Origin of the sequence: Streptomyces sp. MJM8645, from assembly GCF_001625365.1 — a bacterium.
Classification (GTDB): domain Bacteria; phylum Actinomycetota; class Actinomycetes; order Streptomycetales; family Streptomycetaceae; genus Kitasatospora.
In genome coordinates, this window is sequence record NZ_LJJF01000001.1 from 7,324,079 (window position 1) to 7,349,619 (window position 25,541).

At 71.7% G+C, this 25,541-nt stretch carries 25 protein-coding genes and 1 pseudogene; 7 read left to right on the forward strand and 19 right to left on the reverse strand.

From position 1 onward, the window contains the following. Nucleotides 1-71 precede the first annotated feature (71 nt). Nucleotides 72-1,331 (forward strand): MFS transporter, encoded by a 1,260-nt coding sequence (locus tag A6F73_RS30885; RefSeq protein WP_063350779.1) that lies wholly within the window; start codon nt 72-74, stop codon nt 1,329-1,331. Nucleotides 1,332-1,382: 51 nt separating this feature from the next. Here the strand turns inward: A6F73_RS30885 and A6F73_RS30890 are convergent, their stop codons facing one another. The 7 genes from A6F73_RS30890 to A6F73_RS30920 all read right to left on the reverse strand — a co-directional run bounded on the left by A6F73_RS30890 (nt 1,383) and on the right by A6F73_RS30920 (nt 9,978). After that, nucleotides 1,383-2,042 (reverse strand): hypothetical protein, encoded by a 660-nt coding sequence (locus A6F73_RS30890; RefSeq protein ID WP_063350780.1) that lies wholly within the window; start codon nt 2,040-2,042, stop codon nt 1,383-1,385. Between the two features lie 105 nt (nt 2,043-2,147). Further along, on the reverse strand, nt 2,148-3,008 hold the full coding sequence (locus A6F73_RS30895; RefSeq protein ID WP_063350781.1) for a DUF3592 domain-containing protein: 861 nt from the start codon (nt 3,006-3,008) through the stop codon (nt 2,148-2,150). Nucleotides 3,009-3,110: 102 nt separating this feature from the next. Then, nucleotides 3,111-4,193 carry a hypothetical protein gene (locus A6F73_RS30900; RefSeq protein WP_063350782.1) on the reverse strand — a complete coding sequence of 361 codons (1,083 nt, stop codon included), beginning with the start codon at nt 4,191-4,193 and terminating at the stop codon, nt 3,111-3,113. A 321-nt stretch (nt 4,194-4,514) separates the two neighbouring features. After that, nucleotides 4,515-4,991 (reverse strand): SRPBCC family protein, encoded by a 477-nt coding sequence (locus tag A6F73_RS30905; protein ID WP_063350783.1) that lies wholly within the window; start codon nt 4,989-4,991, stop codon nt 4,515-4,517. Between the two features lie 652 nt (nt 4,992-5,643). After that, nucleotides 5,644-7,125, reverse strand: coding sequence for an FAD-binding protein (locus A6F73_RS30910; protein ID WP_063350784.1), 1,482 nt, complete (start codon nt 7,123-7,125; stop codon nt 5,644-5,646). A 388-nt stretch (nt 7,126-7,513) separates the two neighbouring features. Further along, a complete protein-coding gene (locus tag A6F73_RS30915) occupies nt 7,514-9,073 on the reverse strand; it encodes an NAD(P)/FAD-dependent oxidoreductase (RefSeq protein WP_063350785.1) in 1,560 nt (519 codons plus the stop codon). Nucleotides 9,074-9,090: 17 nt separating this feature from the next. Continuing rightward, on the reverse strand, nt 9,091-9,978 hold the full coding sequence (locus A6F73_RS30920) for a class I SAM-dependent methyltransferase (protein ID WP_063350786.1): 888 nt from the start codon (nt 9,976-9,978) through the stop codon (nt 9,091-9,093). 758 nt (nt 9,979-10,736) lie between these two features. Here A6F73_RS30920 and A6F73_RS30925 point away from each other — a divergent pair. The 3 genes from A6F73_RS30925 to A6F73_RS30935 are packed head-to-tail and all read left to right on the forward strand — an operon-like array spanning nt 10,737 to nt 12,750. Beyond that, nucleotides 10,737-10,997 carry a hypothetical protein gene (locus A6F73_RS30925; protein WP_063350787.1) on the forward strand — a complete coding sequence of 87 codons (261 nt, stop codon included), beginning with the start codon at nt 10,737-10,739 and terminating at the stop codon, nt 10,995-10,997. A 17-nt stretch (nt 10,998-11,014) separates the two neighbouring features. After that, a complete protein-coding gene (locus A6F73_RS30930; RefSeq protein WP_063350788.1) occupies nt 11,015-11,998 on the forward strand; it encodes a beta-ketoacyl-ACP synthase 3 in 984 nt (327 codons plus the stop codon). Beyond that, nucleotides 11,995-12,750 (forward strand): SDR family NAD(P)-dependent oxidoreductase, encoded by a 756-nt coding sequence (locus tag A6F73_RS30935; RefSeq protein ID WP_063350789.1) that lies wholly within the window; start codon nt 11,995-11,997, stop codon nt 12,748-12,750. The genes A6F73_RS30930 and A6F73_RS30935 overlap by 4 nt, the downstream gene beginning before the upstream one ends. A gap of 170 nt (nt 12,751-12,920) precedes the next feature. Here A6F73_RS30935 and tpx read toward each other — a convergent pair whose 3' ends face one another. The 7 genes and pseudogenes from tpx to A6F73_RS30970 form a co-directional block, all read right to left on the reverse strand. Beyond that, on the reverse strand, nt 12,921-13,421 hold the full coding sequence (tpx, locus tag A6F73_RS30940; protein ID WP_063350790.1) for a thiol peroxidase: 501 nt from the start codon (nt 13,419-13,421) through the stop codon (nt 12,921-12,923). A 231-nt stretch (nt 13,422-13,652) separates the two neighbouring features. After that, the gene (locus A6F73_RS30945) at nt 13,653-14,135 is read right to left on the reverse strand and encodes a hypothetical protein (RefSeq protein ID WP_063350791.1); all 483 of its coding nucleotides are present in this window, start codon (nt 14,133-14,135) and stop codon (nt 13,653-13,655) included. A gap of 11 nt (nt 14,136-14,146) precedes the next feature. Further along, nucleotides 14,147-14,761 carry a hypothetical protein gene (locus A6F73_RS30950; RefSeq protein ID WP_159398585.1) on the reverse strand — a complete coding sequence of 205 codons (615 nt, stop codon included), beginning with the start codon at nt 14,759-14,761 and terminating at the stop codon, nt 14,147-14,149. Next, nucleotides 14,758-16,485 carry an alpha/beta hydrolase gene (locus A6F73_RS30955; protein WP_063350793.1) on the reverse strand — a complete coding sequence of 576 codons (1,728 nt, stop codon included), beginning with the start codon at nt 16,483-16,485 and terminating at the stop codon, nt 14,758-14,760. Before A6F73_RS30955 ends, A6F73_RS30950 begins: the two co-directional genes overlap by 4 nt. Continuing rightward, complete coding sequence (locus tag A6F73_RS30960; RefSeq protein WP_063350794.1) at nt 16,485-16,874, reverse strand: type VII secretion target; 390 nt, start codon at nt 16,872-16,874, stop codon at nt 16,485-16,487. The genes A6F73_RS30955 and A6F73_RS30960 overlap by 1 nt, the downstream gene beginning before the upstream one ends. Nucleotides 16,875-17,152: 278 nt before the next feature. Continuing rightward, nucleotides 17,153-17,362 (reverse strand): annotated as a pseudogene (locus tag A6F73_RS30965) (SAM-dependent methyltransferase); the annotation flags it as partial. Nucleotides 17,363-17,373: 11 nt separating this feature from the next. After that, complete coding sequence (locus A6F73_RS30970) at nt 17,374-17,919, reverse strand: hypothetical protein (RefSeq protein WP_063351699.1); 546 nt, start codon at nt 17,917-17,919, stop codon at nt 17,374-17,376. Nucleotides 17,920-18,106: 187 nt separating this feature from the next. Between A6F73_RS30970 and A6F73_RS30975 the strand changes: the two genes are divergently transcribed. Together A6F73_RS30975 and A6F73_RS30980 are read left to right on the forward strand one after the other, a co-directional pair. Further along, entirely contained in the window at nt 18,107-18,694 is a 588-nt protein-coding gene (locus tag A6F73_RS30975) for a PadR family transcriptional regulator (RefSeq protein WP_063350796.1), read from the forward strand. Continuing rightward, nucleotides 18,687-20,405 (forward strand): FAD-dependent monooxygenase, encoded by a 1,719-nt coding sequence (locus A6F73_RS30980; protein WP_079136164.1) that lies wholly within the window; start codon nt 18,687-18,689, stop codon nt 20,403-20,405. The genes A6F73_RS30975 and A6F73_RS30980 overlap by 8 nt, the downstream gene beginning before the upstream one ends. Nucleotides 20,406-20,646: 241 nt before the next feature. On the opposite strand, the gene A6F73_RS30985 is transcribed toward A6F73_RS30980, so the two are convergent. Both A6F73_RS30985 and A6F73_RS30990 read right to left on the reverse strand, forming a co-directional pair. Further along, on the reverse strand, nt 20,647-21,312 hold the full coding sequence (locus tag A6F73_RS30985) for an SDR family oxidoreductase (protein ID WP_063351701.1): 666 nt from the start codon (nt 21,310-21,312) through the stop codon (nt 20,647-20,649). A 204-nt stretch (nt 21,313-21,516) separates the two neighbouring features. Next, nucleotides 21,517-22,080, reverse strand: coding sequence for a YbaK/EbsC family protein (locus tag A6F73_RS30990; RefSeq protein ID WP_079136165.1), 564 nt, complete (start codon nt 22,078-22,080; stop codon nt 21,517-21,519). Nucleotides 22,081-22,198: 118 nt separating this feature from the next. Here A6F73_RS30990 and A6F73_RS30995 point away from each other — a divergent pair, with 118 nt between their 5' ends. Next, nucleotides 22,199-23,086, forward strand: a complete 888-nt coding sequence (locus A6F73_RS30995) for a fructosamine kinase family protein (RefSeq protein WP_079136166.1) — start codon at nt 22,199-22,201, stop codon at nt 23,084-23,086. Nucleotides 23,087-23,125: 39 nt separating this feature from the next. On the opposite strand, the gene A6F73_RS31000 is transcribed toward A6F73_RS30995, so the two are convergent. The 3 genes from A6F73_RS31000 to A6F73_RS31010 are packed head-to-tail and all read right to left on the reverse strand — an operon-like array spanning nt 23,126 to nt 25,090. Further along, the gene (locus tag A6F73_RS31000; RefSeq protein ID WP_063350797.1) at nt 23,126-23,617 is read right to left on the reverse strand and encodes a cupin domain-containing protein; all 492 of its coding nucleotides are present in this window, start codon (nt 23,615-23,617) and stop codon (nt 23,126-23,128) included. Continuing rightward, on the reverse strand, nt 23,610-24,500 hold the full coding sequence (locus tag A6F73_RS31005) for an NAD(P)H-binding protein (RefSeq protein WP_063350798.1): 891 nt from the start codon (nt 24,498-24,500) through the stop codon (nt 23,610-23,612). Before A6F73_RS31005 ends, A6F73_RS31000 begins: the two co-directional genes overlap by 8 nt. Then, nucleotides 24,497-25,090: a PadR family transcriptional regulator gene (locus tag A6F73_RS31010; protein ID WP_063350799.1), complete on the reverse strand. Its 594-nt coding sequence runs from the start codon at nt 25,088-25,090 to the stop codon at nt 24,497-24,499. Before A6F73_RS31010 ends, A6F73_RS31005 begins: the two co-directional genes overlap by 4 nt. Nucleotides 25,091-25,541 lie beyond the last annotated feature (451 nt).

Sequence of the window (25,541 nt, forward strand, 5' to 3'; positions counted from 1 at the left end):
CGCCATTCGCCATCCGCTTTGATGCCGGTGGTCAGCGGGTGGTTGTTCGGATCGGCGAGAGGCGTACGGGTATGAATGGGCAGCGGGTACTGGGGCGGCGTGCACTGGGGCGGCGGTTCGGATGGCTGTGGGCGGCGTTCGCGGTCAGCTCCTATGGCTCGGGACTCGGATTCGGCGCGTTCCCCCTCCTCGCGATCCTCGTGCTGCACTCCGGACCGACCCAGGTGGCGCTGCTGGCCGCCGCAGGACGGGCGGTGGGGGCCCTGGTCGCCGTGCCGCTCGGTCCGTGGATGGAGTTCCGGCGCAAACGGCCGGTCATGATGGCGATGGACCTGACCCGGTTCGCGGTGCTGCTGAGCGTCCCCGCCGCGTTCGCGCTCGGCCGGCTCAGCTTCGCCCAGCTCCTCGTCGTCTCCGTCGTCACCGCCGCGGCCGACATCGCCTTCAAGGCCGCCAGCGGCGCGTACCTCAAGACGCTCGTGCCGCCCCAGGACCTGCTCGTCGCGAACAGCCGGTTCGAATCGACGACCTGGACCGCCACCACGGTCGGGCCACCGCTCGGCGGGGCTGCCATCGGAGTGTTCGGCCCGGTGGTGACCGTGGTCGCCGACGCCCTCAGCTACCTGCTCTCGGCCCTCGGCATCCGCGCCATCGGCGGCACCGAACCGCACCCCGCGCCGACCGGCGCACCGCGGCTGCGCGCAGGGGACCTGCTCGAAGGGTGGCGCCACATCCTCACCCACCCCACACTGCGCCCGCTGTTCCTCAACGCGATCGCGGTCAACGGCCTGATCATGGCCGCCGAACCACTGATGGCCGTACTCCTCCTCGGCCACCTCGGCTACGCACCCTGGCAGTACGGCCTCGTGTTCGCCTCCCCCTGCGTCGGCGGCCTGCTCGGCTCACGCCTCGCCCGCCCGCTCGCAACGCGCTTCGGACAGCACCGGACGCTGCTCACCGCCGGAGTGCTGCGCGCGTGCTGGCCCATCGGGCTGGCGTTCGTCCAGCCCGGGGCCCCCGGGATCGTCCTGATCGTCACCGTCCAGCTCGGCCTGGTCACCTGCTGCGGCCTGTTCAATCCGCTGCTGGCCACCCACCGGCTCGAACAGATCGACCCGGACAAGCTCTCCCGCACCCTCGCCGCATGGTCGATCAGCAGCAGTGCCGCCATCGCGGCCCTCACCGCCCTGTGGGGCCTGCTGGCCGCCACCACCAGTCCCCGCACCGCGATCGCCGCCGCGGGAATCCTCCTCCTCGCGACCCCGCTGCTGCTGCCGCGCCGCGAGAGGACTTCCCGGAAGGCAGGGGAACAGGCCGCGAGCCTGACCTGAGACGCGGGAGCCCGGACAACTGCCGGTCGGGTGTCTCGGACGGCTCGGATGTCAGTGCGGCCCACGCCGGTCGTCGAGCTGGACCTCCAACTGCGGCCAGGTTGCGGCCAGGCGTGTCAGGTCGTCCGCCGTCGGGGTGGTGAGTTTCGGGCCGGTGAGCGTCGGGGTGGTGAGCGGGCCCACCGGTGCGCCCGGCTTGAAGTGGACCAGTGTCCCGGTCGTGCCGTCCACCTCGACGGGCTCCAATCCGGTGACGGGGACGCCGAGTTCGTAGCGCTGGGTCCAGGCCCCGTTGAGACGGCGGTTGGTGTGGACGAGCCAGTCGCTGAGCGCTGCGACGACGGACATGCCGCGCCGGGGATGACCGTCGGGCAGTGCTTCGGCCTGCGGGGAGTCGAAGAACCGAAGGTCCTTCGTCGCCATGACGGGCTTCTTCACGCTCCGGCCCTGCTCGTCCACCCGGGTGTCGGTGCCCCGCCCGTTGTCCCTGACGGACAGGGAGCCGTCGGTGTGGAGAACGAGGACGCAGCGCCCGCCGCCGTTTCCTGATGCTTCGTCGGCCGCATAACCGAGGACCTCCAGGACGAGGTGCCACGGTCCGCCCGGAGCGAACTCCGCCGGGTTCTGCCCGATGTGCGCCAGATGATCCGCATCGACGGCGCTCGACCAGTCATGTGTCGTGTTGACCCACCGGGCCCTCGGTTCATTCATCGGGCCAGGATGCCGCAGGCCGACGACGGCTCCGGGACCGGCCCCGTGACTGGCGACCGTTCGTGGCATCCGTGCCGGTCGAGGCCGGGCGATGGCCGTTGGGTGTCAGAGTAGGACCGCTCCCGCGACTGCCGCTGACGCCGTGACGAGAACGCCCACGATGCCGCTGGTGACTCCGCTCCTCCAGGACCGCTGTGCGGCCGCGAGGTCCGGGGTGAAGTCGGCCGGGTCGGCGGGGGAGTAGTGGATCGTGACGTTCCGGCCGTACGAGTTGGTGGGGTCCGGCAGGCCTGAAAAGCAGTACGCGGTGACGGCCGCGCCCTCGTGGGTGGTGAAGGCGACCACCGGCGTCTGGCTGGTGGAGGTGTAGCCGTCCTCGTCGGTGCGGACGCTCCTGACGACGGCGACCACACGGCCCGGAACGGGAACCATCGCGGCCAGGGTGTCGAACCGGCTCCGCGCCTGGCGGACCTCCTGGGGCAGGGAGCACGCGAGGAACACGCTCCACGGCGCGCCGACACCGATCAGGGCCCACGGCCAGCCCCAGTCGACCGCGGCGACGACCACCAGCCCGACGTAGATCAGGAACACCGCGAAGTTCGGCCAGCCGAGCCCGTAGCGGCCGGCCCAGAGGTCGTCGGTGAACCGGAAGGCGTCCGGTCTTCCGGGCGGATAGCGGATCCCGATCTCCCGGCCCGTCCAGGCGGTGTTGATCCGGTCGCCGCAGTCGCCGTCGTTCGTCACGGTGAACTCCTGCCCGGTGGAGGAGTCCTGAAAGGTGGCGACGATCGCTATGCCGTCCGCCTCGGAACCTCCGTGCCGCGGCTCCTGCATCCGCTCGATCCGCCCCATCACCCGGACCGTCCGCTGGGCGCCGGTGACCCCCGCCAGCGACCGCCCGTACCCCAGCAGCGCCAACGTGCCGAGCACCCCGCACCAGAGCGCCAGATAGCCGTGCCAGCCCATGAGTCCTCCTCCTGTCCTCCGGGTACGGTCTGCCGGGGTTCGTTCGCTGCCGTGGCAACCCGCCGTGTCGAAGCGCGTCGAGTGCGGGTGAGGCGCGGGTGATCAGCGTGCCGGGGTGCGGCGCACCACCTGGCCCTCACCGTTCGCCTCCAGCGAGGCACTGCCCTCGGGCCCGGTCACGCCGACCCTGATCGTGAGGGAGCCGGCGAGATGGTCGGCGGTGATCTGCCAGGACGTCGGGGAGCGGACACCGAGCGTCGTTTCGGCCTCCTTGACCAGGGCCGGGAACCGCTCGTAGGGCAGGGAGAGCGGATCGAACTGGGGGGCCTTCGTGCCGCTCGGGGAGAACACGACCGACAGCACGCGCTCCTGCGCGAAGACGGTGATCGCCTGTCGCGGATCCTTCCCCTCGGTAAGGGAGTTGATGGCCTTGCGCAGTTCGCCGTCGTCGAGGAACGACTGGTCCGGCCCGAGGGAGACCGTCCCGGTCCCGGACGACACCACCGTGGTCGACCACGTCGAAGTGACCGTCGGTGCCGGAGAAGCGGCGGAGTCCTGCTGCTCGAACAGGTCCACGCGGAACAGGAAGACCACGGCAGCCGCAGCGAGCAGCAGGCCGAAGAGCCTGACGAAACCGGTCGAACGGCCCTCGGAAGGCTCGGTCACCATGGTCGACTCGGGAGCCGAATCCAGCTGGGCGCCGGCCGCCCGCTCCTCCCACTCCGGGGTCGGCCGCTTCACGATCGTCACCCGCCACGGCCTGTCCGGTGGATACTTCACCACCAGGACGCCGCGCGGCCGGTAGTCGGGGAGGTCGACCAGGTTGATGTCCTGAGTGATCCCGACGCGGTAGGCAGGCTCGTCGTCCGGTACGACGGTGAGATCGAACCGCACCGGCACGTCGCTCGTCTCACCCCCAATGGCGCGCAGGCTCTCGATCACCGCGAGCGCCGTTCGGGGCACGACCTCCGCCTCCCGGGCCCGCCTCGGCGCGCCGGCGAGGAGGAGCAACAGGCCGTAGACGACGGGCAGTCCCAAACCCCCGATGAACAAGGGCACTTTCTCGACGACCACACCGACGACTAGCGCGGCCAGCGAGCCCCCGATCACGGCCCCCGTCAGGAAACCGCGGGCGAGGGCGACCGGAGTGCTGCGCGAGGGCGGCGCGCTCGTGGTGATCGTCATACGGGTGATTGTGCCGGGCCGGGGTGACAGCCGGTAGGCCTGGGGCGGGCGTTGTTCACGCGGGGCCGGCAGGGCGCGGAGTGGGGCGGCTGTCAGGAGCAGTCGGAGCGACGGGCGGCGGGCTGCGTGTGCTCTCGAAGGGCAGGTCCCGGATCGCGCCCGTCGCGGGGCGGTTTCGACGGGTGGCCCGGTTCGCCAGCTCCCGCGGTCGACCTCACGGGAGTTGGCGATGAGCGGGCGGTCTGTGCGAGAGCCGAGGGTCGGGCACGAGGGGCAGAACGGGCGCTGGGCCCGGGTGTCGAGCCTGCTGTTGGCGGGTGGCTATTGGGTGTTGTTGCGTTGTGTGAGTTGGTGGTTGAGGTTGGTGAGGGCGTTGTGGGTGGCTTTGGTGTGTTGGTTGGGGATGGTGTGTTTGGGGAGGAGGGTGGGCCATCCGTGGGGGGTGGTGGTGAAGGTGATGGTGAGTTTGGTGTGTTGGTTGTTGTGGGTGGGGGTGAGGGTGTAGGTGGTGGTGCCGGTGAAGTGGCCGGTGTGGGTGGTGGTGAGGGTGTGTGGGGGTGTGGTGTGGGTGGTGGTGGCGGTGGTGTGGATTTTGGGTCCGGGTTTGGTGTGGCCGTTGGGGTGGATGGTGATGTGGGTGGTGCCGCCGGGGTGTTCGGGGGTGGGGTTGCCGGGTTGGTGGGTGTTGTGGGGGGTCCACCAGGTGGTGGTGCCGTTGAGTTCGGCGATGAGGTGGTTCCAGACTTGTTGGGTGGGGGCGTGGATGATGGCTTCGTTGATGAGGTCGTAGGTGTGCATGGCGGGCCCTCCTGTTCTTTCCTGAATTCCTGAAGTCCTGAGTTCTTGCTTTCTGGCCTTTGGCCTGTGCCTGTGTCTGTGGTTTGTTTTTTTGCTGGCTTGTTTTGTCTGTCTGGGATTTGGGCCTTCGGCTTGCGGTCTGTGGTTTGCCGATTGTGGCTTGTGTTTGTGGTTTGCTTGTTGGTTTGTTTTTGTTGTGTGTCTGCGTGTTTTATTGGTGTATTTCTGTGGTTCTGTGTCGGCGTGTGTGTTCTTGTTTCTGTGCTTGTTGTGGGTCTGTGTCGGTGGGGGTGCCTGCGCCTGTGCGCCTGTGGGTCGATGCCTGCGCTTGCGGGTCGATGCCTGTGTGTTTGTGCTTGTGCCTGCTGTGTGTCTGTGTGTCTGGTGTTTTCTGTTTGTGCGCCCGCGGCCTGTGGTCTGTGTCGGTGTTTGTGCGCTCGTGGCCTGTGGTCTGTGTCGGTGTTTGTGTGCTCGTGGCCTGTGGTCTGTGTCGGTGTTTGCGGGCTTGTGGTCTGTGGTTTGTGTTTGTTGTTTGAGGGTTTGTTTGCTGGTTTGTTTTATTGCCGTGTCGTGCCGTGCCGTGTCTGTGGTTTGTGTCTGTGTCTGCGTGTCTGCTGTGTGTGTCTGTCCGCGCCTGCGGTTGTCCGTGTTGTTAGGGGAAGATGTTTTGGCCGGGGGTGAGGGTGTGGGTGGGGTCGTATTTGTGTTTGGTGTTGGTGAGGTTGGTCCATTGGGGGCCGTAGTGGTTTTTCCAGTCGGTGGGGGTCATGTGGGGGATGGCGCCGACGAGGTAGCGTTTGGCGCCGAGGGTGGTGGCGTGGTCGTAGAGGGTGCGGTTGTGGGTGAGTTGGGTGGTGGGGTTGGTGCCTGGGTGGGGGAAGGTGAGGAGGTCGAAGAGGTAGGTGGTGGGTTCGTTTGGGGTGATGGCGTAGGGGTGGGTGAGTTTGTTGGTGGGGAAGGGGTAGAAGAGGAGGAGGCCTTGGCCGAGGGTTTGGGGGGTGATGAGGGGGGTGGCGTAGGTGATGAAGTTGGCGGCTTGGGTGGCGGGGATGAAGAGGCTGAGCCAGGGTTTGGGTTGGTTCCAGTAGCCGAGGTTTTTGAGGTTTTGGGTCCAGGTGTCGGCGCGGTAGGTGTATTCGCGGTAGGTCTGGTCGGTGGTGGTGGTTTGGTCGGGGAGGTTGGGGTTGAGTCCGGTGAGGAGGGGTGTGGGGTTGGGGGGTGTGGTGCCGTTGTAGTAGGTGGCGGTTTCGATTTTGTAGAGGGGGGTGGTGTTTTGTTGGGGGATGATTTCGCCGATTTGGGTGTGGAAGCGGCCGTCGTTGAGGATGGTTTGTTGGTCGGTGAGGTAGGTGGTGAGGTTGTTGTAGTAGAGGTTGAAGACGAGGGCGCGTTGGGGGGCGGGGATGAGTTTGATGGTGGCGCGGATGATGATGCCGAATTGTCCGGCGCCGGCGAGGGCGGCGTGGAAGAGGTCGGGGTTTTTGGTGGGGGTGGCGGTGAGGAGGTGGCCGGTGCCGGTGATGATGTCGATGGATTCGACGGTGTCGGCTTGGAGGCCGTGTTTTTGGACGGTGTTGCCGATGCCGCCGATGCTGATGGTGCCGCCGATGGAGAGGTGGAGGTAGTCGGTGAGGCAGGGTGGGGTGAGGCCTTGGTTGAGGGTGGCGTCGGTGAGTTGGGCCCAGGTGACGCCGGCGTCGACGGTGGCGTTGGTGGGGGTGATGGTGTGGATGCGGTTGAGGGTGCGGGCGTCGATGCTGATGCCGCCGTTGGGGGAGGCCTGGCCGTAGTTGGAGTGTGATTCGAGGTCGTTGTCGGTGCCGCTTTGGCCGTTCATGGCGACTTTGAGGCCGTTGTGGCGGGCGTAGTTGATGATTTTGATGATGTCCTGGTCGGAGCCGGGTTTGAGGACGGCGTGGGGGGTGTTGGTGGTGAGGCGGCCGAAGTCGTGGCTGAATTCGGTGAGGGTGGTGGTGTCGGTGGTGAGGGTGCCGTCGAGGGTGGGGACGGGGCAGTGGTTGTGGGTGGTGGGGGTGTTGGTGGTGGCCCAGGTGCGGGTGGTGGTGTTGAAGGCGGTGATGAGGGCGGTGGTGGCGGTGGTGGTGAGGATGGTGCGTCGGGTGGGGTTGGTCATGCGGGGGTTTCCTGTTCCGGGTAGGGGTGGGTGTTCGGGTGGTGTGTGTTTGTTCGTGGGTGGGTGTCTGATGGTGTGACGGCTGCGGGTTGGGTGGCTGGTTGGTGGTCTGGTGGTGGTTAGTGTGTGAGGGCGGGTGGGTGGGTCCTGTGGGGTGGGCGGCCTGCTGGGTCCGTGCAGGTGTTCGGTTGTTGGTTGTGTGTCCGGTTCGGTTTCCGGTGGGGTGTTCTGGGGTGTGGGCCGGCCGGGCGGCGGGGTCCGTGGGTGGGCGGGTGCCGCCCGGCCGTGTTGGGTGTGCCTGTGTGGTTGTGTGCGTGCCCCCGCGTGTGTGCCCCTGCGTGCCCCCGCGTGTGTGCCCGTGTGTGTCCGGGTGTGTGCGTGTGGGGGGTTAGGGGGTGGTGTGGGTGACGGTGGCGCGTTGGTAGTTGAGGAGGTCGAAGCGGCGGGTCTGGCGGCGGAAGCGGTAGGTGTAGGTGGGCCAGATGGAGGGGTTGTTGCCGTGGTGGTCGGTGTACCAGCTCTGGCAGCCGCCGGCGTTCCAGACGGTGTTCTTCAGGCGGTCGGTGAGGGTCTGGTTGTAGGCGTTCTGGGCTTCGGGGCGGATCTCGACGGAGGTGATGCCGAGTTTGTCGATGGTTTTGAGGGCGTCGACGATGTAGGCGATCTGGGCTTCGATCATGACGGTCTGGGAGGAGTGGCCCAGGGTGGTGTTGGGGCCCAGGAGCATGAAGAGGTTGGGGAAGCCGTGGATGGTGGTGCCGCGGTGGGCTTTCATGCCGTGGGTGTGCCAGGTGTCGCGCAGGGTGGTTCCGTCGCGGCCGTGGATGCGGCGGGCGACGGGGCGGTCGGTGGCGGTGAAGCCGGTGGCCAGGATGATGGTGTCGACGGTGCGGGTGGTGCCGTCGGCGGTGGTGATGTGGGTGGGGCCGATGTCGGTGATGGTGTCGGAGACGATGTCGACGTTGGGCTGCTGGATGGCGGGGTACCAGGTGTTGGAGAACAGGAGGCGTTTGCAGCCGACGGTGTAGTCGGGGGTCAGGCGCTTGCGCAGGCCGGGGTCGGGGACGGATTTCTTGAGGTGGCCGGCGGCCATGTTCTTCATGCCGGTGGTGCGGGTGGGGCGGGACATGAAGAACGCGACGATCTCGCGGCCGTTCTTGTTGAAGGCGCGGCGGAAGCGCTGGTAGCCGGGCAGGTGGCGCAGCATCCAGGTGTGGCGGGGGGTGTTGGGCTTGTCGGGTTTGTGGGCGACCCAGGGGGGGGTTCGCTGGTAGAGGTCGAGGCGGGCGACCTGGTTCTGGATGGCGGGGACGAACTGGATGGCGGAGGCGCCGGTGCCGATGACGGCGACGTTGCGGCCGGTGAGGTCGTGGTCGTGGCGCCAGCGGGCGGAGTGGAAGAGGGTGCCGGTGAAGGTGTCCAGGCCGGGCAGGTCGGGGACGGCGGGCTCGGAGAGGTAGCCGGTGCCGGTGACGAGGATCTGCGCGGTGTAGCGGCCGTGGGTGGTGTGGATGCGCCAGTGGCGGTGGTCGGCGTCCCAGTGGGCGTCGAGGAGTTCGTGGCCGTAGCGCAGGTGGGGTTCGACGCCGAAGCGCTGCGCGGTGTCCTTGAGGTAGGCGTGGACTTCGGCCTGGGTGGCGAAGGTGGACTTCCACTGCGGGTTGCGGGCGAAGGAGAAGGAGTAGAGGTGGGCCTGGACGTCGCAGGCGCAGCCGGGGTAGGTGTTGTCGCGCCAGGTGCCGCCGAGGTCGGTGGCGCGTTCGAAGACGAGGAAGTCGTTGGTGCCGCTCTGCAGGAGGCGGATCGCGGTGCCCAGGCCGGAGATGCCGGCGCCGATGATGGCGACTTTGAGGTGGCGTACGGCGGTGGTGTCGGGGTGGGTGGTGGCGCCGGCGGGTTCGGGCTGGTCGGCGCCGGAGGGGGCGGGGTGTTCGGCGGTGGTGGTCATGGCCGGGGTGTCCCCTTTCAGGCGCGGCGGGTGAGGGTGACGCGGAAGTTGTTGAAGATGTGGTCTTCGAGGGTGTAGGCGAAGATGTCGAGGTAGCGCTCGAAGCGCTGGACGGTGGTCTCGTCGGCCATGGCGACGGCTTCGTCGCGGCGGGCGGCCAGGAGCTGGAGCCAGGCGCGGCAGGCGCGGGCGAAGGACTCGGGTTCGTTGCGGATCTCGGTGACCTCGAAGAGGCCGTCGAGGCCGGCGGCGAGTTCGGGCAGGCGCGGGATGTGGCAGCCCTCGAACTCCTCGCGCTGGAGGAACTTGAGGTCGTCCAGGAGCTGGCGGCGCAGCGGGGGGTTCTCGACGGTCATGGTGTGCAGGACGAAGCGGGCGCCGGGCTTGAGCAGGGAGTGGACCTGCTTGAAGAAGACGCGGTAGCGCTGGGTGCGCTCCTTGGGGGTGAGGGAGGAGAGCACGAAGTGTTCGAGGGCGTTGATGCAGAACGCGGCGTCGTAGGGCTCGCCGTCGGCCTTGTGGTCCTCCCAGCTCTCCACGCGGGCGTGGATGGCGGGGTTGTCGAGGGCGGCGACGAAGTCGGCCTGGGTGCGGGAGAGGGTGACGCCGACGGCCTGCTGGACGCCGTGGACGGTGGTGAGGCGGTTGAGCATGGTGCCCCAGCCGCAGCCGATGTCCAGGACCTTGGCTTTGCCGGCGGCCTGGGCGAGGTCGGTGAAGACGTCGAGCTTGCGTTCCTGGGCCTCGTCGAGGGTGGCGACGAGGTCCTCGCCGTCCTCCCAGTAGCCGCCGGAGTACATCATGGTGGGGCCCAGGATGAGGCGGTAGAGGTCGTTGCCGACCTCGTAGTGGTGGCGGATCGCGTCGACGTCGGGGTTGATGGAGCGGGTCTCGGCGGTGGTCATGCGGGTGTGCCCCTGTTCTGGTGGCGGATCGGATGGACCGGATTGGGCCGGGCTCGGCCGGGCCGGACTGGACTGGGCCGGACTGGACTGGGCCGGGTGGTGCGGGTGTCCGGTGGTGCGGGTGTCCGTGGTGCGCGGCGCCGGGTGGTGCCTTTCCCCGCGTGGACGGCCGTTGCGGTGGCGGTGGCCGCTCTCGTCGTCTGCGGACGGGAGCGCCGGTGAGGGCGGCCGGGTCCGTGCGGTGTGAACGGCCGTGCGGGCCGGGGTGGTCGGGGTGTGTCCGTGCTTGCCTACGGTCGCCCTCCCGCCCCGGCGGGTGCGGCCTGCGGCGCGGTGCGGTGCGGTGGCCTCGGTGCGGGTGCGGTGGCCTCGGTGCTGTGCGGTGCGGTGCGGGTGCGGTGTCCGCGTCGCGGTGCGGTGCGGTGCGAGGTGGTGGGTGTCGTGCGTGTGGGTGCGGTGTCTCGGGTCAGGTAAGCGCGTGTCTCGCAAGCGGTGCGCAAGCGTGGGCGCAGGGCCGGGGTTGCGGGGCGTTTGCGTGGGGGTGGGTTTCATGCGGTTTCGACAAGACACGCGGCCCCCACGGCCTTCCCGGGTTTTTCCCCGGGGGGTTTTCGGGTTCCGTCGCGGTGCGTTCCGTGGCCTGTGGGCGGCGGGGGGCGCGGTGGCGGTGTCCGTGATCCTCCCGGGGTGTCCGGGTCTGTTCTGCCTCATCACGTGTTGGCGCCCGTTCCGGGGCGTCCAGGAAGGAACGATCACTCATGTCCGACATCCCCACCATCGAGGACCTGGCCGCGCAGTTGCAGGCGGTGTCCGGGGCGCAGGAGATCGACGCGGACGCGGCGCTGCAGCACATCGCGGACGTGGACTCGCTGGATCTGATGGAGTGGCTGTACGGGTTCCAGAACCAGTACCCGCACATTCCGGCGGACGAGTCGCTGTTCGCGGACATCGACGACACGACGACGCTGCGGGTGGTGCACGAGCGGATCCTGGCGCTCGTGGGCCAGGCCGGCGTCTGAGCGCGGGGCACTGCTCGATGAGCGGCTTCGACATCACCGGGTGGGGGATCTCCGTCCCCGAGCGCGTGGTGACCAGCGTGGAGCTGGCGGAGCGTTTCGGTGTGGACGAGCACTGGATCGTCTCCAGGTGCGGGATCCGGGAACGGCGGGCGGTCGGGGCGGGGCAGAGCACCGCGTCGATGGCGGTGGAAGCCGGACGCCGGGCGCTGGAGCGGGCGGGGCTGTCGGGTGCGGACATCGCGCACCTGATCGTGGCGACGGCGACGCCGGAGCAGCCCTCGCCGGCGACGTCGGCGTTCGTCCACGACGCGCTGAAGATCGCGGGCAGCGCGCACGACGTGAACTCCGAGTGCGCGGGGTTCGTGTACGCGCTGGTGACGGCGGTGGGTCTGCTGCACATGGACCCGCGCCCGATCCTGGTGATCGGTTCGGACACCCACACGCTGACCGCGAACCCGGCGGACCGGGACCTGTCGATCCTGGTGGGTGACGGGGCCGGTGCGGTGGTCCTGCAGCCCGGCCCGGTGGAGCGGGTCCTGGCGTGGAACCTGGGCGCGGACGGCTCGTGCAAGGACAGCCTGAAGGTCCTGGCGGGGGGCTCGCGGATGCCCACCACCGAGGAGACGGTGCGCCAGGGCTTGCACTACGCGCAGATCAACGGCAACGAGATCTACCTGAACGCGGTGCGCTACACGGTGCGCACGATCCGCGAGACGCTGGAGCAGGCGAAGCTGACGCCGGCGGACGTGGACCACGTGGTGCCGCACCAGGCGAACATCCGGATCATCAACTCGGTGCTCGCCCACACCGGGATTCCCGCGGACCGTCTGGTGGCGAATCTCGACCGGTACGGCAACACCGCTTCGGCGTCGATCCCCATCGCGCTGGCGGAGGCGCTGGACGCCGGGCGCATCCAGGACGGCGACACGGTGCTGCTGGCCGGGTTCGGTGCCGGGATGACGTGGGGTTCGGTCCTGCTGACGTGGGGAGGGGCGCGGTGAGCGGCAAGGGCGCCTTCGGGCAGCGGCCCGACTCCCCGGTGGCGCTGGTCACCGGCGCCTCGGGGGGTCTGGGTCGGGAGCTGGCGCTGGCGCTGGACGCGGCCGGGTGCCGGGTCGCGGTGCACTACAACAGCGCCCGCCAGGCCGCCGAGGAGGTGGCGGGCAAGCTGGCCGGCGACCACGTCCTGGTCACCGGCGACGTCGCGGACTACGCGCAGGTCACCGCGATGTACGAGCGGATCACCGAGGCGCTGGGCCCGGTGGACGTGCTCGTCAACAACGGGGCGGTGCGCAAGGACGCGCTGATGGCCATGCAGAACCCGGTCGAGTGGCGGCAGGTGATCGACACGAACCTGGTCGGTTCCTTCCACACCGCGCGGGTGTGCGTGCCGGCGATGCTGCGGGCCCGCTGGGGCAGGGTGGTCAACATCGTCTCCCCGTCCGCGCTGATCGCCACCGCCGGGCAGACCGCCTACGCGGCGTCCAAGGCGGGGCTGATCGGGCTGACCCGCACGCTGGCGGCGGAGTGCGGGCGCCGGGGGGTGACGGTGAACGCGCTGTCGCCCGGGTTCATGATCACGGGGATGACGGACACCCTGCCCGAGCACGTGATCGCCGGGATGCGGGAGAAGGTGCCGGTGCCGCGGTTCGTCACCCCGCAGGAGGTCGCCCGTTCCATCGGGCTCTTCCTCGACCAGGACTGCATGACCGGACAGGTCATCAGCATCGACTCGGGAGCCTCCATCACCTGACCCGCCCCCGGCCCCGCCCGCTCCCCTTCCCGGCCCGCCCCCCAGGTGAAGACCTCAGGGGCGGGCCGGGCCGCGTGCGCAGGCAGCCCGACCGGGGCCGACCGGGGCCGACGGGGCCGACGGGGGCCGACCGGGGCCGGCGTCCCGTGGCGGGGCCTGGGCGAGGACGGCTAGGCGAGGACGGCGAGCGCGGCCTCGTAGTTCGGCTCGTCGGCGATCTCCGCGACCAGCTCGGTGTGCAGGACGGTGTCGTTCTCGTCCAGGACGACGACGGCGCGGGCGGTCAGCCCCGCCAGCGGGCCGTCGGCCAGGGCCACGCCGTAGTTCTCGTGGAAGTCGCGTCCGCGCAGGGTGGACAGGGTCCGGACGCTGTCCAGGCCCTCGGCGCCGCAGAAGCGGGCCTGCGCGAACGGCAGGTCGGCGGAGATGCACAGCACCACGGTGTTGGCCAGCGAGCCGGCCTTGGCGTTGAAGGTGCGCACCGAGGTGGCGCAGGTGGGGGTGTCGATGCTGGGGAAGATGTTGAGGACCTTGCGCTTGCCGGCGAAGTCCTGCAGCGAGGTGTCGGCGAGTCCCTCGCCGACCAGCGTGAACGCCGGGGCCTGGCTGCCGGCCTGGGGCAGCGCGCCGCCGACCTGGACCGGGTTCCCCTTCAGCGTGACCTGAGCCATGAAAAGCCTCCTACCAGCGGTGGAATGTGGTGACAACGCCGCCGATCCTACTGCGCGCCCCCGGCCCCGGACGCCGGGTGGCCACCTCTCGGACACGGGAGGGCCCCCGGGTGCCCGCGCCGCTGTGCCCGCCGCCGCGCCTGCCGGCGGGTCTGCCGGCGGGTCTGCCGGTGCGTCTGCCTGCGGGTCTACCAGTGTGCCTGCCGGCGGGTCTGGCGGTGCGTCTGCCGGTCAGGCGGACCAGAACGGGTCGTCGTGGCGGGGCAGGACGTCCAGGTTGCCATTGGGCAGGGTCGGTTCGGGCACGTAGGTGCCGAAGGGGTCGCGGTCGCGGATGACGGGGATGGGGCCGACGGTGGCCTGGAAGGCGATGTTCCCGGCGGCGCCGAACAGCACGGCGACGCCGTATCCGGCGGGCGTGGTGGCGAACATGGCGGGCTGGCGGGGGTTGACGGCGGTGATCCGGTAGCCGCGGGCCTGCCAGCCGCGTTCGGTGACGCCCAGCAGCGCCCCGTACCTGGCGGGGGCGACCCTGGTGGTGACGTGCCGCTCGCGGGTGGCGGTGGCGTAGCCCAGGGAGCGGTCCTGGAGGCCGCCGGTGGTCTGCTCGGTGGAGCGCGGCCAGCCGTCCCAGTGGCGCAGCGGGGGGCGGATGGCGGACATCGCCTCGTCGAGGAGCGCGTCGAGGGCGTGGACGGCCTGTTCGGGGGTCATGGGGGCGGCTTTCAGTGTGACCAGAACGGGTCGTCGTCCGTGGGGATGACGTCGAGGTTGCCGTTGGCCATCACGGGGTCGGGGGTGGGGGTGCCGAACGGGTCGCGGTCGCGGATGACGGGGATGTGGCCGCCGCCGGAGGCCTGGAGGGTGATGTTGCCGGCGGCGCCGAACAGCATCGCGACGGAGGATCCGTCCCCGGTGGCGGCGAACAGGGCCGGCTGGTTGGGGTTGACCGAGGTGATCTTGTACCCCTTGGCTTTCCAGTCGCGTTCGGCCATGTCCATCAGGGCGGTGTACTTGGCCTTGGAGACCTTGGTCATGATGTGGCGGTCGCGGGTGGCGATGGCATAGCCCTTGGAGTGGTCGTCGATGCCCCCGCTCTGTTCGGTGGAGCGCGGCCAGCCGTCCCAGTGGCGCAGCGGCGGCTGGATGCCGGAGAGCGCCTCGTCCAGGAGCGCGTCGAGTTTCTGGACGGCCTGTTCGGGTGTGGTGAGGGACTGGGGTGCCGGGTGCTCGTCGCCCACGCCCGCGCCCGCGCCCGTGTGCCCGCAGGCCGTCAGGGCGAGTGCCAGCGTGGCGGCCGTGAGGCCGAGCCGTCGTGCGGTCGGGGTTGCCATGTTCATCGGCCTTCCTGCCGTGTCACGGCGTCGTACCTGCCGGCCACGATCTGGCCGATGTTGTTGATCGACTCCGCGGTCGCGGTGTCGGAGGAGCTGTTCATGTAGTTGGAGTGGGAGTCCAGGGACAGGGACTTGCCGTCGGGGACCGCGAACCGGTTGGCGCCGAAGTCCTTGCTGGCCGGGTCCTGGCCGAACCAGAGCTGGTTGTCGGGGGCGAACGTCTCGTAGAGGTCGTCGGCGACGGGGCCCAGGACGGGGCCCAGGACCACGTCGGTGGCGACCCGGCCCTTGGCCGGCAGGTGGCTGACCGGGTCGTTCTCGGCGTCGCCGACCCACACGTGGTGGGGGTCGATGTGCAGTTGGGAGGCCTTGTCGGCGCCGGTGCCGGGGGAGCCGACCAGGATGATGTCGTCGGCGCCGGTGCCGCCGGGCAGCTGCGCGCCCAGGCCCACCGTGGTGGAGCCGTAGCTGTGGGCGAGGGCGACCAGGTGCGCGGGCGCTCCCTCGTGGGTGGCGCGCAGTCCGGCCATGAACGTGTCGTAGGCGGCGCCGCCCTTGGCGGCGCGGTCGGTGCCCATCACCTCCAGGGGCCGGGGGTCCCCGTCGAGGACCTTCTCCAGTCCGGGCGGCGGGTCGTAGCCGAGCCAGATCATGGAGGCGACCTCGGCACCGGAGTCGGCGATGTGGGCGGCGTTCCACACGTTCAGGGCCCGGTCGGCGTCCTTGCCGCCGACGGAGGACAGCTTGGTGCCCAGCCCCGGCACGTAGGCGCTGACGTTCTTCGCGGTGTCGGGGTTGCCGAAGGACAGGATGCCGCGGCCCTGGCCCTGTTCGCCGACGCCCAGCAGGAACGCGGGCGGCTGCCGGCCGTTCTGCACGTTCAGCTTGTCCCGGATCGCGCGGAAGCCCTCCAGTTTCTGCTTCTCGTCGTCCGACGGGTTCGGCTTGTGCTCGTAGGTGTCGATCAGGTGCGCCAGGTTGAGGCGGTTGGCCTGGTCGCGGGCGGTGGCGGGGATGCCGTCGCGCATGCCCAGCAGGTCGGGGTGGGCCTGGAGCAGGCGCTGCTGCTCGTCCGGGGTCAGGCCCTTCCACCAGGAGTTGACCTCGGTGGGGGCGGCGCCGGCGGCCGGCCAGCCGGCCGCCATCAGGCCGGTGCCGAGCTCGTCGACGGCCTTGCGGTCGGCGCCGGCCTGCGCCAGGTCCAGTCCGGTGCCGGTGCGGGCCCGCACCGTCAGGTCGTCCAGCAGCTTGGCGATCTTCTGGTCGGCGCCGTCGGCCTCGGTGACGGCGTGGGAGATGCGATCCGCCAGCGCCCTGGCCCGCTGCGGCGTGTCGTACCCGGGGTCGTGGCGTTCGGCCTGCGAGGGCGCCGGCCAGCTGACCGTGCCGTCCTCGGCGACCGTCAGCCCCGCGCCCTGCGCCTCCTGGAGGGCCTCCTTCAGCTTCGACTGCGCCAGCTGGAAGCTCTCCGAGGCCTCGCGCAGCAGCCCCGACACCGCCGACATCTCGGTGTGCGCGGCATCCAGGCGCCCGCTGGTGCGCTGCAGCGAGGCGTTGGCGGCGCCGGCCGCGGTGCCGACCCACTGGCTGTTGAAGACGTGCTTGGTGACCTCGGTGTTCATCGCCTGGACGTGCTTGCCGAACGCGCCGGCCAGGGTGTCGTAGGCGCCGGCGGCGCCGGCCAGGCCGGACAGGTCCGCGTCGCGCAGCTGGGCCAGGGTGACCATCAGTTCACCGCCGGCGCGTAGGGCCCGGCGCCGGGCGCCTTGAGGGCGCCGGCGTTGCCCGAGTCGGTGCCGCGGTAGTTGCCCGCGGTCTGGCCCAGCTTCAGGCTCACCCCGTCCACCTCCGAGGCCAGCTTGTTCAGGCACTCCTCCCACGCCGCCGTGCAGGCGTGCAGCGACGCCCCGGTGCGCCAGCCCGACAGCGCCGCGACCGCCGTGTCGGAGGGCTCGTGGATGTGCTTGAGCTCGCCCGGCATCGCCTCACCGGTGTCCTTGGCGACCTTCGCCGCCGCGTCCAGGTCCGCCGGGTTCACCCCGAACAGCGGCCCGCCCGCCGGCGGACCGTAGGGCCCGTACAGGCCCGGCCCGTCGGAGCCCGCGTACGCGTTCATGGATCCCGTCCCCCCGCTGGTCGACCGACTGCTGTGCCCGCTTGGGGCCGCCCCGGGGCCCGCACCCGGGGCCGCGGCCGGGCTCGCGGCCGGGGTCCCGTGCGGGCATGCGAAACCGCACGCTTGTACGGTTCGCGTCGAAGCATGGCGAAAATAGCAGATCAGCCCACCGGCGCAGGCCCGGTGACGGCCTGGCGGCGGGCTTTCGGTGCCCGCGTCCCGGCGGTGGCGCCCCGTCACCCGGGCCCGGGTCGGGGCGGTCGGGCGGTGGCGCGGGTCTACGGCTGCGGTGGTCGGGCGGCGATGAAGACGAGTTCGCGGCCCGGCCGGTCGGGGGCGTCGCGGACCTCGCGCAGGATGAAGCCGTGTGCGGCCAAGTCCGCCTCCACCTCGCCGCGTTGGCGAAAGCGCAGGGTGGAGGTGGAGGTGGGCTGCTGCCCGTCGGCGGCGAACACGCAGGTCCGCCGGAAGGTCACCGGGGCCGGCCCGGCCGGGCGGTTCAGGGGGTGGGGTCCGCCGGCCCGGCGGGGGAGGGCCAGGGGTGGGCGGGGTCCTCGGTGATCCGTACCTGCTGCGGGGCGTTGCGGGGGAAGGTCCAGATCCGTCCCAGGGTGCTGGTGGCGGTCACCGTGGTGTCGTCGAGGGTGACGTCGGCGAACGGGTTGGAGGAGCAGGAGATCGCGAGCCACTCCAGGGTGTTCTCGTCGTCGTCGCGGGTCAGCGCGACCCAGCCGATGCTGCCGTGCTCGGACGCCTCGCCGGCGAGGGCGCGGCTGCCGGCGTGGGTGCTGGTGGCGAACGTCGTGTCGACGTCCGTCCAGTCGGTGGGGGTCCACGCGGTGGCCCGCAGCAGTTCCCCCCAACTCCACTGCTGGGCCCGCGGGTCGTGGCGCCGGCCGGCGGGGGAGAACCGCATGAGCTGCATCACCGACAGTGACCCGTCGCCGAACATGATGAAGTCCCCGTGGGGCGCCTCGCGGGCGCGCCAGCGCTCATGGACCAGGCCGGACCGGGGTCGCGCGTCGTCAAAAGCCACGCCCGCCATGATCGCACCCGGCAGCGCCCCGGCAACGGCCGGGCCCGAACTCCCCTGCACCGCAAGGCCGGTGCGGCGCCGCGCCGCGGCGGGCGACTCGGACCACCCCTTCCACATACTCGGATCCGAGTAGTACGATCCGAGTATCACCAGCCCCGGCCCCGACCCGGGCCCCCGCGTGCGACCACGGAGTGCCATGACCGCCAAACGACCCGCCAACCCCCTGGCCCTCGCCCTGCTCGGCCTGCTCCTCGAACAGCCCCTGCACCCCCACGCCATGGCCACCACCCTGCGCGAGCGCCACCTCGACCAGGCCTTCAAACTGACCACCGGTTCGCTCTACGACACGGTGCGCGCCCTGGCCCGCGACGGCTGGATCGAGGCCACCGACACCGAACAAGTCGGCGCGCGCCCCGCCCGCACCGTCTACCGCCACACCCCCCAGGGCCGCCAGTACTTCACCCAGTGGCTGGACGAACTCATCCGCGAACCCTCCCGCGAATACCCGAAATTCCTGTCCGCCGTCAGCTACCTCGGCGCCCTGGGACCGCACCGCGCCGCCCAGGCCCTGCGCGAACGGGCCGCCGCCCTGCAGACCCGCATCACCGAGAGCGAACAGGCCCACCACAGCGCCACCCGCGAACACCACGCCCCCCGACTGTTCGTCATCGAGGCCGAGTACGCCCACGCCATGCTGCACGCCGAACGCCAATGGGTGCTGCGCACCGCCGAGGAGATCGAACAGGGCACCCTGGCCTGGCCGGAGGCCGCCCCCGATGCCTGACACCCCCACACCCGCTCCCTTACCCGCCTCCGGCGCCGCGCCCGCCCCCGCGCCGGCCCGTACCGGACAGCGCCTACCCGCCGCCGAGGCCGCCGCAGCCACCGGAGCCGCCAGCGCCGCCGGGGCCGGCGACGCGGACGTCCTGGTCGTCGGCGCCGGCCCCGCCGGCCTGATGCTGGCCTGCGAACTGGCCCTGGCCCGCGTGCGCACCGTGCTCCTGGAACGCGACCCGTCCCCGCCCGGCTTCTGCCGCGGCTTCAATCTCAACGCCCGCAGCCTGGAACTGCTGGAACGCCGCGGCCTGGCCGAGCGCCTCCTCGCCGAAGGCCCCACCGTGGCGACCACCGCGTTCACCGCACAGGCCCGCCTCGACCTCGCCGCCATGCGCACCCGCCACCCCTACGTCCTGGGCATCGCCCAGACCAGGGTGGAGGAGATCCTCACCGAACACGCCCGCCACCTGGGCGTGCGCATCCTGCGTGGCCACCGCCTGAGCGCCCTCGACCTCGACGACGACGGCGTCCACGCCCACACCGACACCCCCGACGGCCCCGCGCTGCTGCGCGCCGGCTGGCTGGCCGGCTGCGACGGCGGCCGCAGCACCGTGCGCGGACTCGCCGCCATCGCCTTCCCCGGCACCCCCGCCCGCCGCTTCACCCTGCTCGCGGACGTGGTCCTGACCGACCCCCGGCAGATCCCCTTCGGCGTGAACACGGGCGAGAACGGCACCGTGTTCGCCATCCCCAGGCCCGGTTACGTCCGCCTGCTCACCGCCGACCCCCACCCGCCCCGGGACCGGCACGAACCGCTCACCCTGCCCCGCTTCCAGCAGGCACTGGACCACGCCCTGGGCCGCCGCGTCCCGATCGCCCGCGCCCACTGGCTGACCCGCTTCGGCGACGCCGCCCGCCTGGCCGAACGGCTGCGCCGGGGCCGGGTGCTGCTGGCCGGGGACGCCGCCCACATCCACCCGCCCGCCGGCGCCATCGGCGTCAACGCCGCCATCGACGACGCGATGAACCTCGGCTGGAAACTCGCCCTCGTCGCCCGCGGTCAAGCCCCCGAAACCCTCCTGGACACCTACCACAGCGAACGGCACGCGGCCGGCGCCAGGCTGCTGCGCAACACCCGCGCCCAGGCGCTGCTCGCCGGCGACGACGAGGAACTCGCGCCGGTGCGCGACCTGCTCGCCGAACTCGCGCAGGCCAAGGAGACGGCCGGCCCCCTGGCCGAGGAGATCACCGGCATCGCCACCCGCTACCCGGCCCCCCACGGCAGCGGCCACCCCTGGGAGGGCGCGATGGTCCCGGACATCCCCCTGCAGCACGGCTCCCTGCAACACGGCACTGTGCAGCACGGCACTGTGCAGCACGGCACTGTGCAAGACGGCACCCTCCAACACGGCGCCCTGATACCGCTGCTGGCCCGCACCGGCGCCGGCGCCCTGCTCCTGGAGGACACCACCGCGGCCGAGGCGCTGCGCGCGGCGGCCGCCCCCTGGGCGGACCGGGTGAGCGCGGCGACGGTGCGGCCCGGCGCCCTGCCCGACACGCCCGCGGTGCTGGTGCGCCCGGACGGCCACGCCGCCTGGACCGCACCGCCCACCGCACCGCCCCGGGCCGCCGCCGAACAGCTGCGCGCGGCCCTGCACCTGTGGTTCGGGCCGGCGGCGGTGCCGGTGCCGGTGCCGGGGGCGCCCGGCCTCCCGTAGTGCCGCGCGGGGTCCGGGCGCTCCGGCGCTCCGGCCGTGTGCCGCCGGTGCGCCGCTGGGCGAACCGGCGGTGGTGCGCGAGGCGTTGACGGCGTCCGCGGCACAGGTGTCCGCTGTGCCGAGAGGCCCGTCCCGCCCGCCCGCCGTCCCGCCCGCCGGGGCAGCCCCGCGGCTGCCCGGGGCGGCGGGTCGCCCGGGCCCGGGTACGGCCTGCGCGCGGTGCGGCCACCGGCTGGGGCCGCTACAGGTTGACGCCGCCGGTGACGTCGATCTTGGTGTCGGTGGTCCAGCGGGCGTCGTCGGAGGCGAGGAAGGCGACCGCGTCGGCGATGTCCGGTACCTGGCCGATCCGGCCGAGGGCGGTCAGGGCGGGGTTGCGTTCCAGGTTCGCCGGGTCGGCCAGCACGTCGGCGGTCATGTCGGTGCGGGTGAGTCCGGCGACGACGGAGTTGACGGTGATGTTGCGGGAGGAGATGTTGATGATCCGGCCGCTGTCGCGCAGCCGTGGCAGCACCCGCTGGGTGAGGAAGAGCGGCGCCTTGACGTTGACCGCGACCATCTCGTCGAACTCCTCGGGGGTGAGGACCTCGATCGGGCGCCCCATGAGGTTGAACCCGGCGTTGTGGACCAGGATGTCGATCGCCGCTTCCCCGTGCGCGCGCAGCCCGGCCGCCGGCCCGGCCATGAGGGTGTCCACGTCGCCGGGAACGCCCAGTTCGGCGTCCACGGTGAACGCCCGGCCGCCGGCCCCGGCGATGGCCGTGGCGCTCTCCTTCGCCGCCGCCTCGTTGCTGCCGTAGTGCACGGCGGCCAGGGCGCCGTCCCGGGCCGGGCGTTCGGCGATGCCCCGCCCGATGCCCCGGCTGGTGCCGGTGACCAGCGCGACCTTCCCGCCGAGGTCTCGCATGTCCACCCCTTGATCATGTTCCGCCGAGACCCCACCGTCCGACCCGACAAGGTCGGACTCGCGCGAGTTTGACGTTCAGTCAGGCCACGCGGGGGTGACGCCCTTTCCCGGACACGGACACGGACACGGACACGGACGCGGACGCGCACGCCTCGGCCCCAGGCCGGCGGGCCGTCGCCCGAGCCGGTCCCGCCACCGCCGGGCTCAGGCGGCCAGGCCGGGGAGGACCTCGGCGCCGGGCAGCCGGGCCGCCGCCCAGCCGGGGAGGATCAGCTTGCCCCGCCGCCGCCCGCTGCCGATGAGCACGTGCGGGGCGGCGGCCACCGCCTCGTCGACCAGCAGCGGCCAGCCGCCCGGCAGGCCGACGGCGGTGATGCCGCCGTACTCCATGCCGGTGGCGGCGACGGCGACGTCCACCGGCGCGAAGGAGGCCTTGCGCGCGCCCAGGTGCCTGCGCACGGCGGTGTTGACGTCCAGGCGGGTGTCGGCGCGCACCAGGCAGGCGGCCAGGGTGACGTCGCCGCCGCGTTTGGCGGCGACCACCACGCAGTTCGCGGAGAGCTCCAACGGCACGTCGTAGGCCTGGCAGAACACCGCGGTGTCCGCCTTGTCGGGGTCGGTGTCCACGTACAGCACGGATCCGGCCCACCCGTGCGCGTCCGCGTTCGTCAAGGCGTCGGTGACGGGGGCGGCGAGGTCGTCGCAGACCTCGATCGCCGCGCGGACGAGGGTGAAGTTCCCAAACGGGGCGCGCACGTTCTCGTTCATGAAACGGACTGTACCGCGCCCCCGGCAGGCCTGGCGCGGGCCCTGCCGCTGCCCCTGGGGCGGCGAAATCCGGTGCCAGCCGGAGTCGGTGGCGCCGGGCGCGGGGAAGGGGCCCGCCATGGAAGATCTTGCACAGAACATCGATGAGGCGGCCGCCGGACAGGACGGTCCGCCGCCGCACCTGCTCCCCGGCCCGCCGGCGCACGCGGTGCGCCTGGCCGGCGGCGCCGCGAACACCGTCTGGCTGGTCACCCTGGCCGACGGCGGACGCATGGTGGTGAAATCCACCCCGGCACTGGCCCCCGACGCGTACGCGAAAGAGGCCCGGGGCCTGCAAGCCCTGCGCACCCACGGCGCCCTGCCGACCCCGCGGGTGCCGGCCCTGCACCCGGACGGCCTGGTCCTGGAAGCCCTCGAACAGCCGCCCGCGCACGACACCGCCTTCTGGGAACGCGCCGCACACGCGCTGGCCGGCCTGCACACCACCACCGGACAGCGCTTCGGCTGGGCCGAGGACGGCTGGCTCGGCCGCCTGGCACAGCGCAACCCCTGGACCCAGGACGGACACGAGTTCTTCGCCCGCCACCGCCTGCTGCGCTACCTCGACGAACCCCTGGCACGCCAGGCACTCGGACCCCGGGGCCGCGCCGACCTGGAACGCATCTGCAACCGGCTGCCCCAACTCCTCCCCGCCGCACCGCCCGTCCTCACCCACGGCGACCTGTGGCACGCCAACATCCTCGCCCGCCCGCACGCGGCACCGGCGTTCATCGACCCGGCGGTGTGCTGGACATGGGCGGAGACGGACCTGAGCATGATGTTCTGCACCGGCGGCGTCCCCGCCCGCTTCTTCGACGCCTACCGCGAACACCACCCCCTCACCGACGGCTGGCAGCACCGCATGCGACTGCTCCACCTGCGCGAACAGCTCAGCTGCGCCGCCCACTTCGGCGCACGCGACGGCCACACCGGCGACCTCCTCGACGTGCTGCGCACCTACCGGTAGCGCGGCCGCCCGTCCGGCCCGGCGCCCGCTGCGCCGTCCTCAGCGGCCTTCTCGTCTGTGGTGGTCCTGCGGTGCGTCGGGGACCAGTTCCTGGTCGTAGCGGGCCAGGAGGGTCTGCATCGTCCGGCGGTCGGGGCGGCCGCCGGCGGCGAGGGCGGCGGCCTCGATGAAGAACTCCTCGAAGCCGGCCGGGGTCAGCGTCACCAGGATCGTGGCGGGGGTGTCGCCGATCGCGGTGAAGGAGTGCGGGTGGGTGCGCGGGACGTGCAGGAAGCCGCCGGGGCCCGCCTCGGTGGTGTGCTCGTCGCACCGCAGGCGGAACGCGCCGCTGACGACGTAGAACGTCTCGTCGTGGCCGCGGTGCAGGTGCAGCGGTGCGCCCTGGCCGGGTTCGAAGGTGGACTCCAGGACGGCGATCGATCCGCCGCTCTGGGCGCCCGCGAGTTTGACGACGTACGGGCTGCCCGGCACGTGGTGGCGCCCGCCGTGTCCGGGGGCCAGGGCGACGGGTTCGCGGTGGGGGTCAGCCACGGCCGGGCCCCTCGCCGGGCTCCTCGCCGGGTTCCCTGGTGAACTCCTTGCGGTGGCGTTCGGCCCAGGCCCGGAACGGTGTCGCCGCGCGGCCGGTGAGCTGCTGGACCGCGGGCGTGACGGTCGCGGCGAACGGTTCGAGGGAGGCGGCGCGCAGTGCCATGACCGCGTCGGCGGTCTCCGGGCGCAGGCCGTGGTCCAGGAGTGCCTGGCGGGCGGCGGGGGGTGGGATCTCGGTGAAGTCCAGTGGGGTGCCCAGGACTTCGGCGAGCGTCGTGGTCATCTCGCCGGGGGTGAGGGCCTGGGGGCCGGTCAGCAGGTGGGCCCGGCCGTCGTGTCCGGGCCGGGTCAGGGCGTGGGCGGCGGCCGCGGCGATGTCGGCGGGGTCGATGACGGAGACCCGGCCGGCGGCGAACGGGGCCCGGACGGTGCGGGTCGCGCGGATCGCTCCGGCCCAGGCGAGGGTGTTGGACATGAAGCCCATCGGGCGCAGGAACGTCCATGCCAGGCCGCTGTCCTGGACGGCCTGTTCGCCCGCGCGGTGCCAGCGGGCGACGGGGTCGTCCGCGTCCGGGTCGGCGGCCCGGCCGGAGGACAGCTTGACGACGGCCTCGGCGCCGGCGCGGGCGGCCGCGGCGGCGAGGTTGGCGTCGTGGCGCGGGATGTCGGGGCCGTCGGAGAGCAGGAACACCTTGCGCACGCCCCGCAGGGCGGCGGCCAGGCTGTCCGGCTCGCCGAGGTCGGCGCCGACGACGTCCACGCCGCCTGGCAGGCGGGCCTGCTCGGGGCGGCGGGTGGCGGCGCGCACGGGGGCGCCGAGGGCGGCCAGGTGGCCGACGAGGGCGCGGCCGACGGTGCCGGTCGCGCCGGTCACGAGTATCACGGGGTCCTCCGGGTGTCCTTCGGCAGGGTGTCCTTCGGCAGGGTGTTCTTCGGCAGGGTGTTCTTGGTCAGGGTGTCGAGCAGGTCGTCGTGCCAGGCCAGGTCGGCCTTCAGGCGGGCGAGGCAGTGCTCGAAGATCCACGGTTCCAGGCCGGTCAGGTCCGGCCGGGCGGCCTCGAACTGCTCCTCGAACAGGGCCACCTGGTCGGCCACGGCCCGCCGGCGCGCGGCGACGGCCCCGGCGAGGTCCTCGTCCGTGAGGTCCGCGGTGTACTGCAGGGCCAGGTCGACCGGGTCGGGCAGCAGGCGCACCTTGCGCAGCGCCGCGTCGCGCAGGGCGGCGAGCTCCCGGCGGCCCTGGTCGGTGATCGCGTAGACGGTCCGCTCGGGCGGGTTGCCGACCTTCTCGTTGCGCACCACCTCGACCAGGCCGTCGTCGGCCATCCGGTGCAGGACGCTGTAGAGCGATCCGGGCTTGACGTCGGTCCACAGCTCGGTGCGGTCGAGCTGGGCCGCCTGGCGGATCTGGTAGCCGTGCATCGGGCCGCCCCGGGCCAGCGCGCTGAGTGCGAAGAGTCGCGAAGTGCTCACAGTGCTAGTCGAACACGACTACAGGTCATAGTCAAACGCGATTATGGGTGCGGGTGCGGGTGTGGCGTGGGAAGTCGGCCGGTCCGACTTCCCACGCCGACGGGTCCGTTGCCGGGGGCGGGCGCGACTCGGGGCGAATCGTTCCTGCGGCCCCGTTGCTCCCCGCAAGGGGCCGCCGGTACAACAGAATTGGCCGTGCCGGCGGTCTCCAACGCCTGCGCAGGGAGGTCGTGGCCACCGTGGTGCGGGTCGGGCGGGCTGGTCGGGTCGGAGCTCGCGGGCTCGGTACACCGATGGGGCCGGCGGGGCGGGTCGTCGGGCCGGACGGCATCCCCGTGGTGCTGCGGGCTGTACGGACCTGTCCACGGCCTTCCGCCGGACGGCGGCGCGGCCTATTCCGACGGCTTTCCGGTCTTTCTCGTGCTCGCCGTTCTGTTCGGTGTGGTGATCC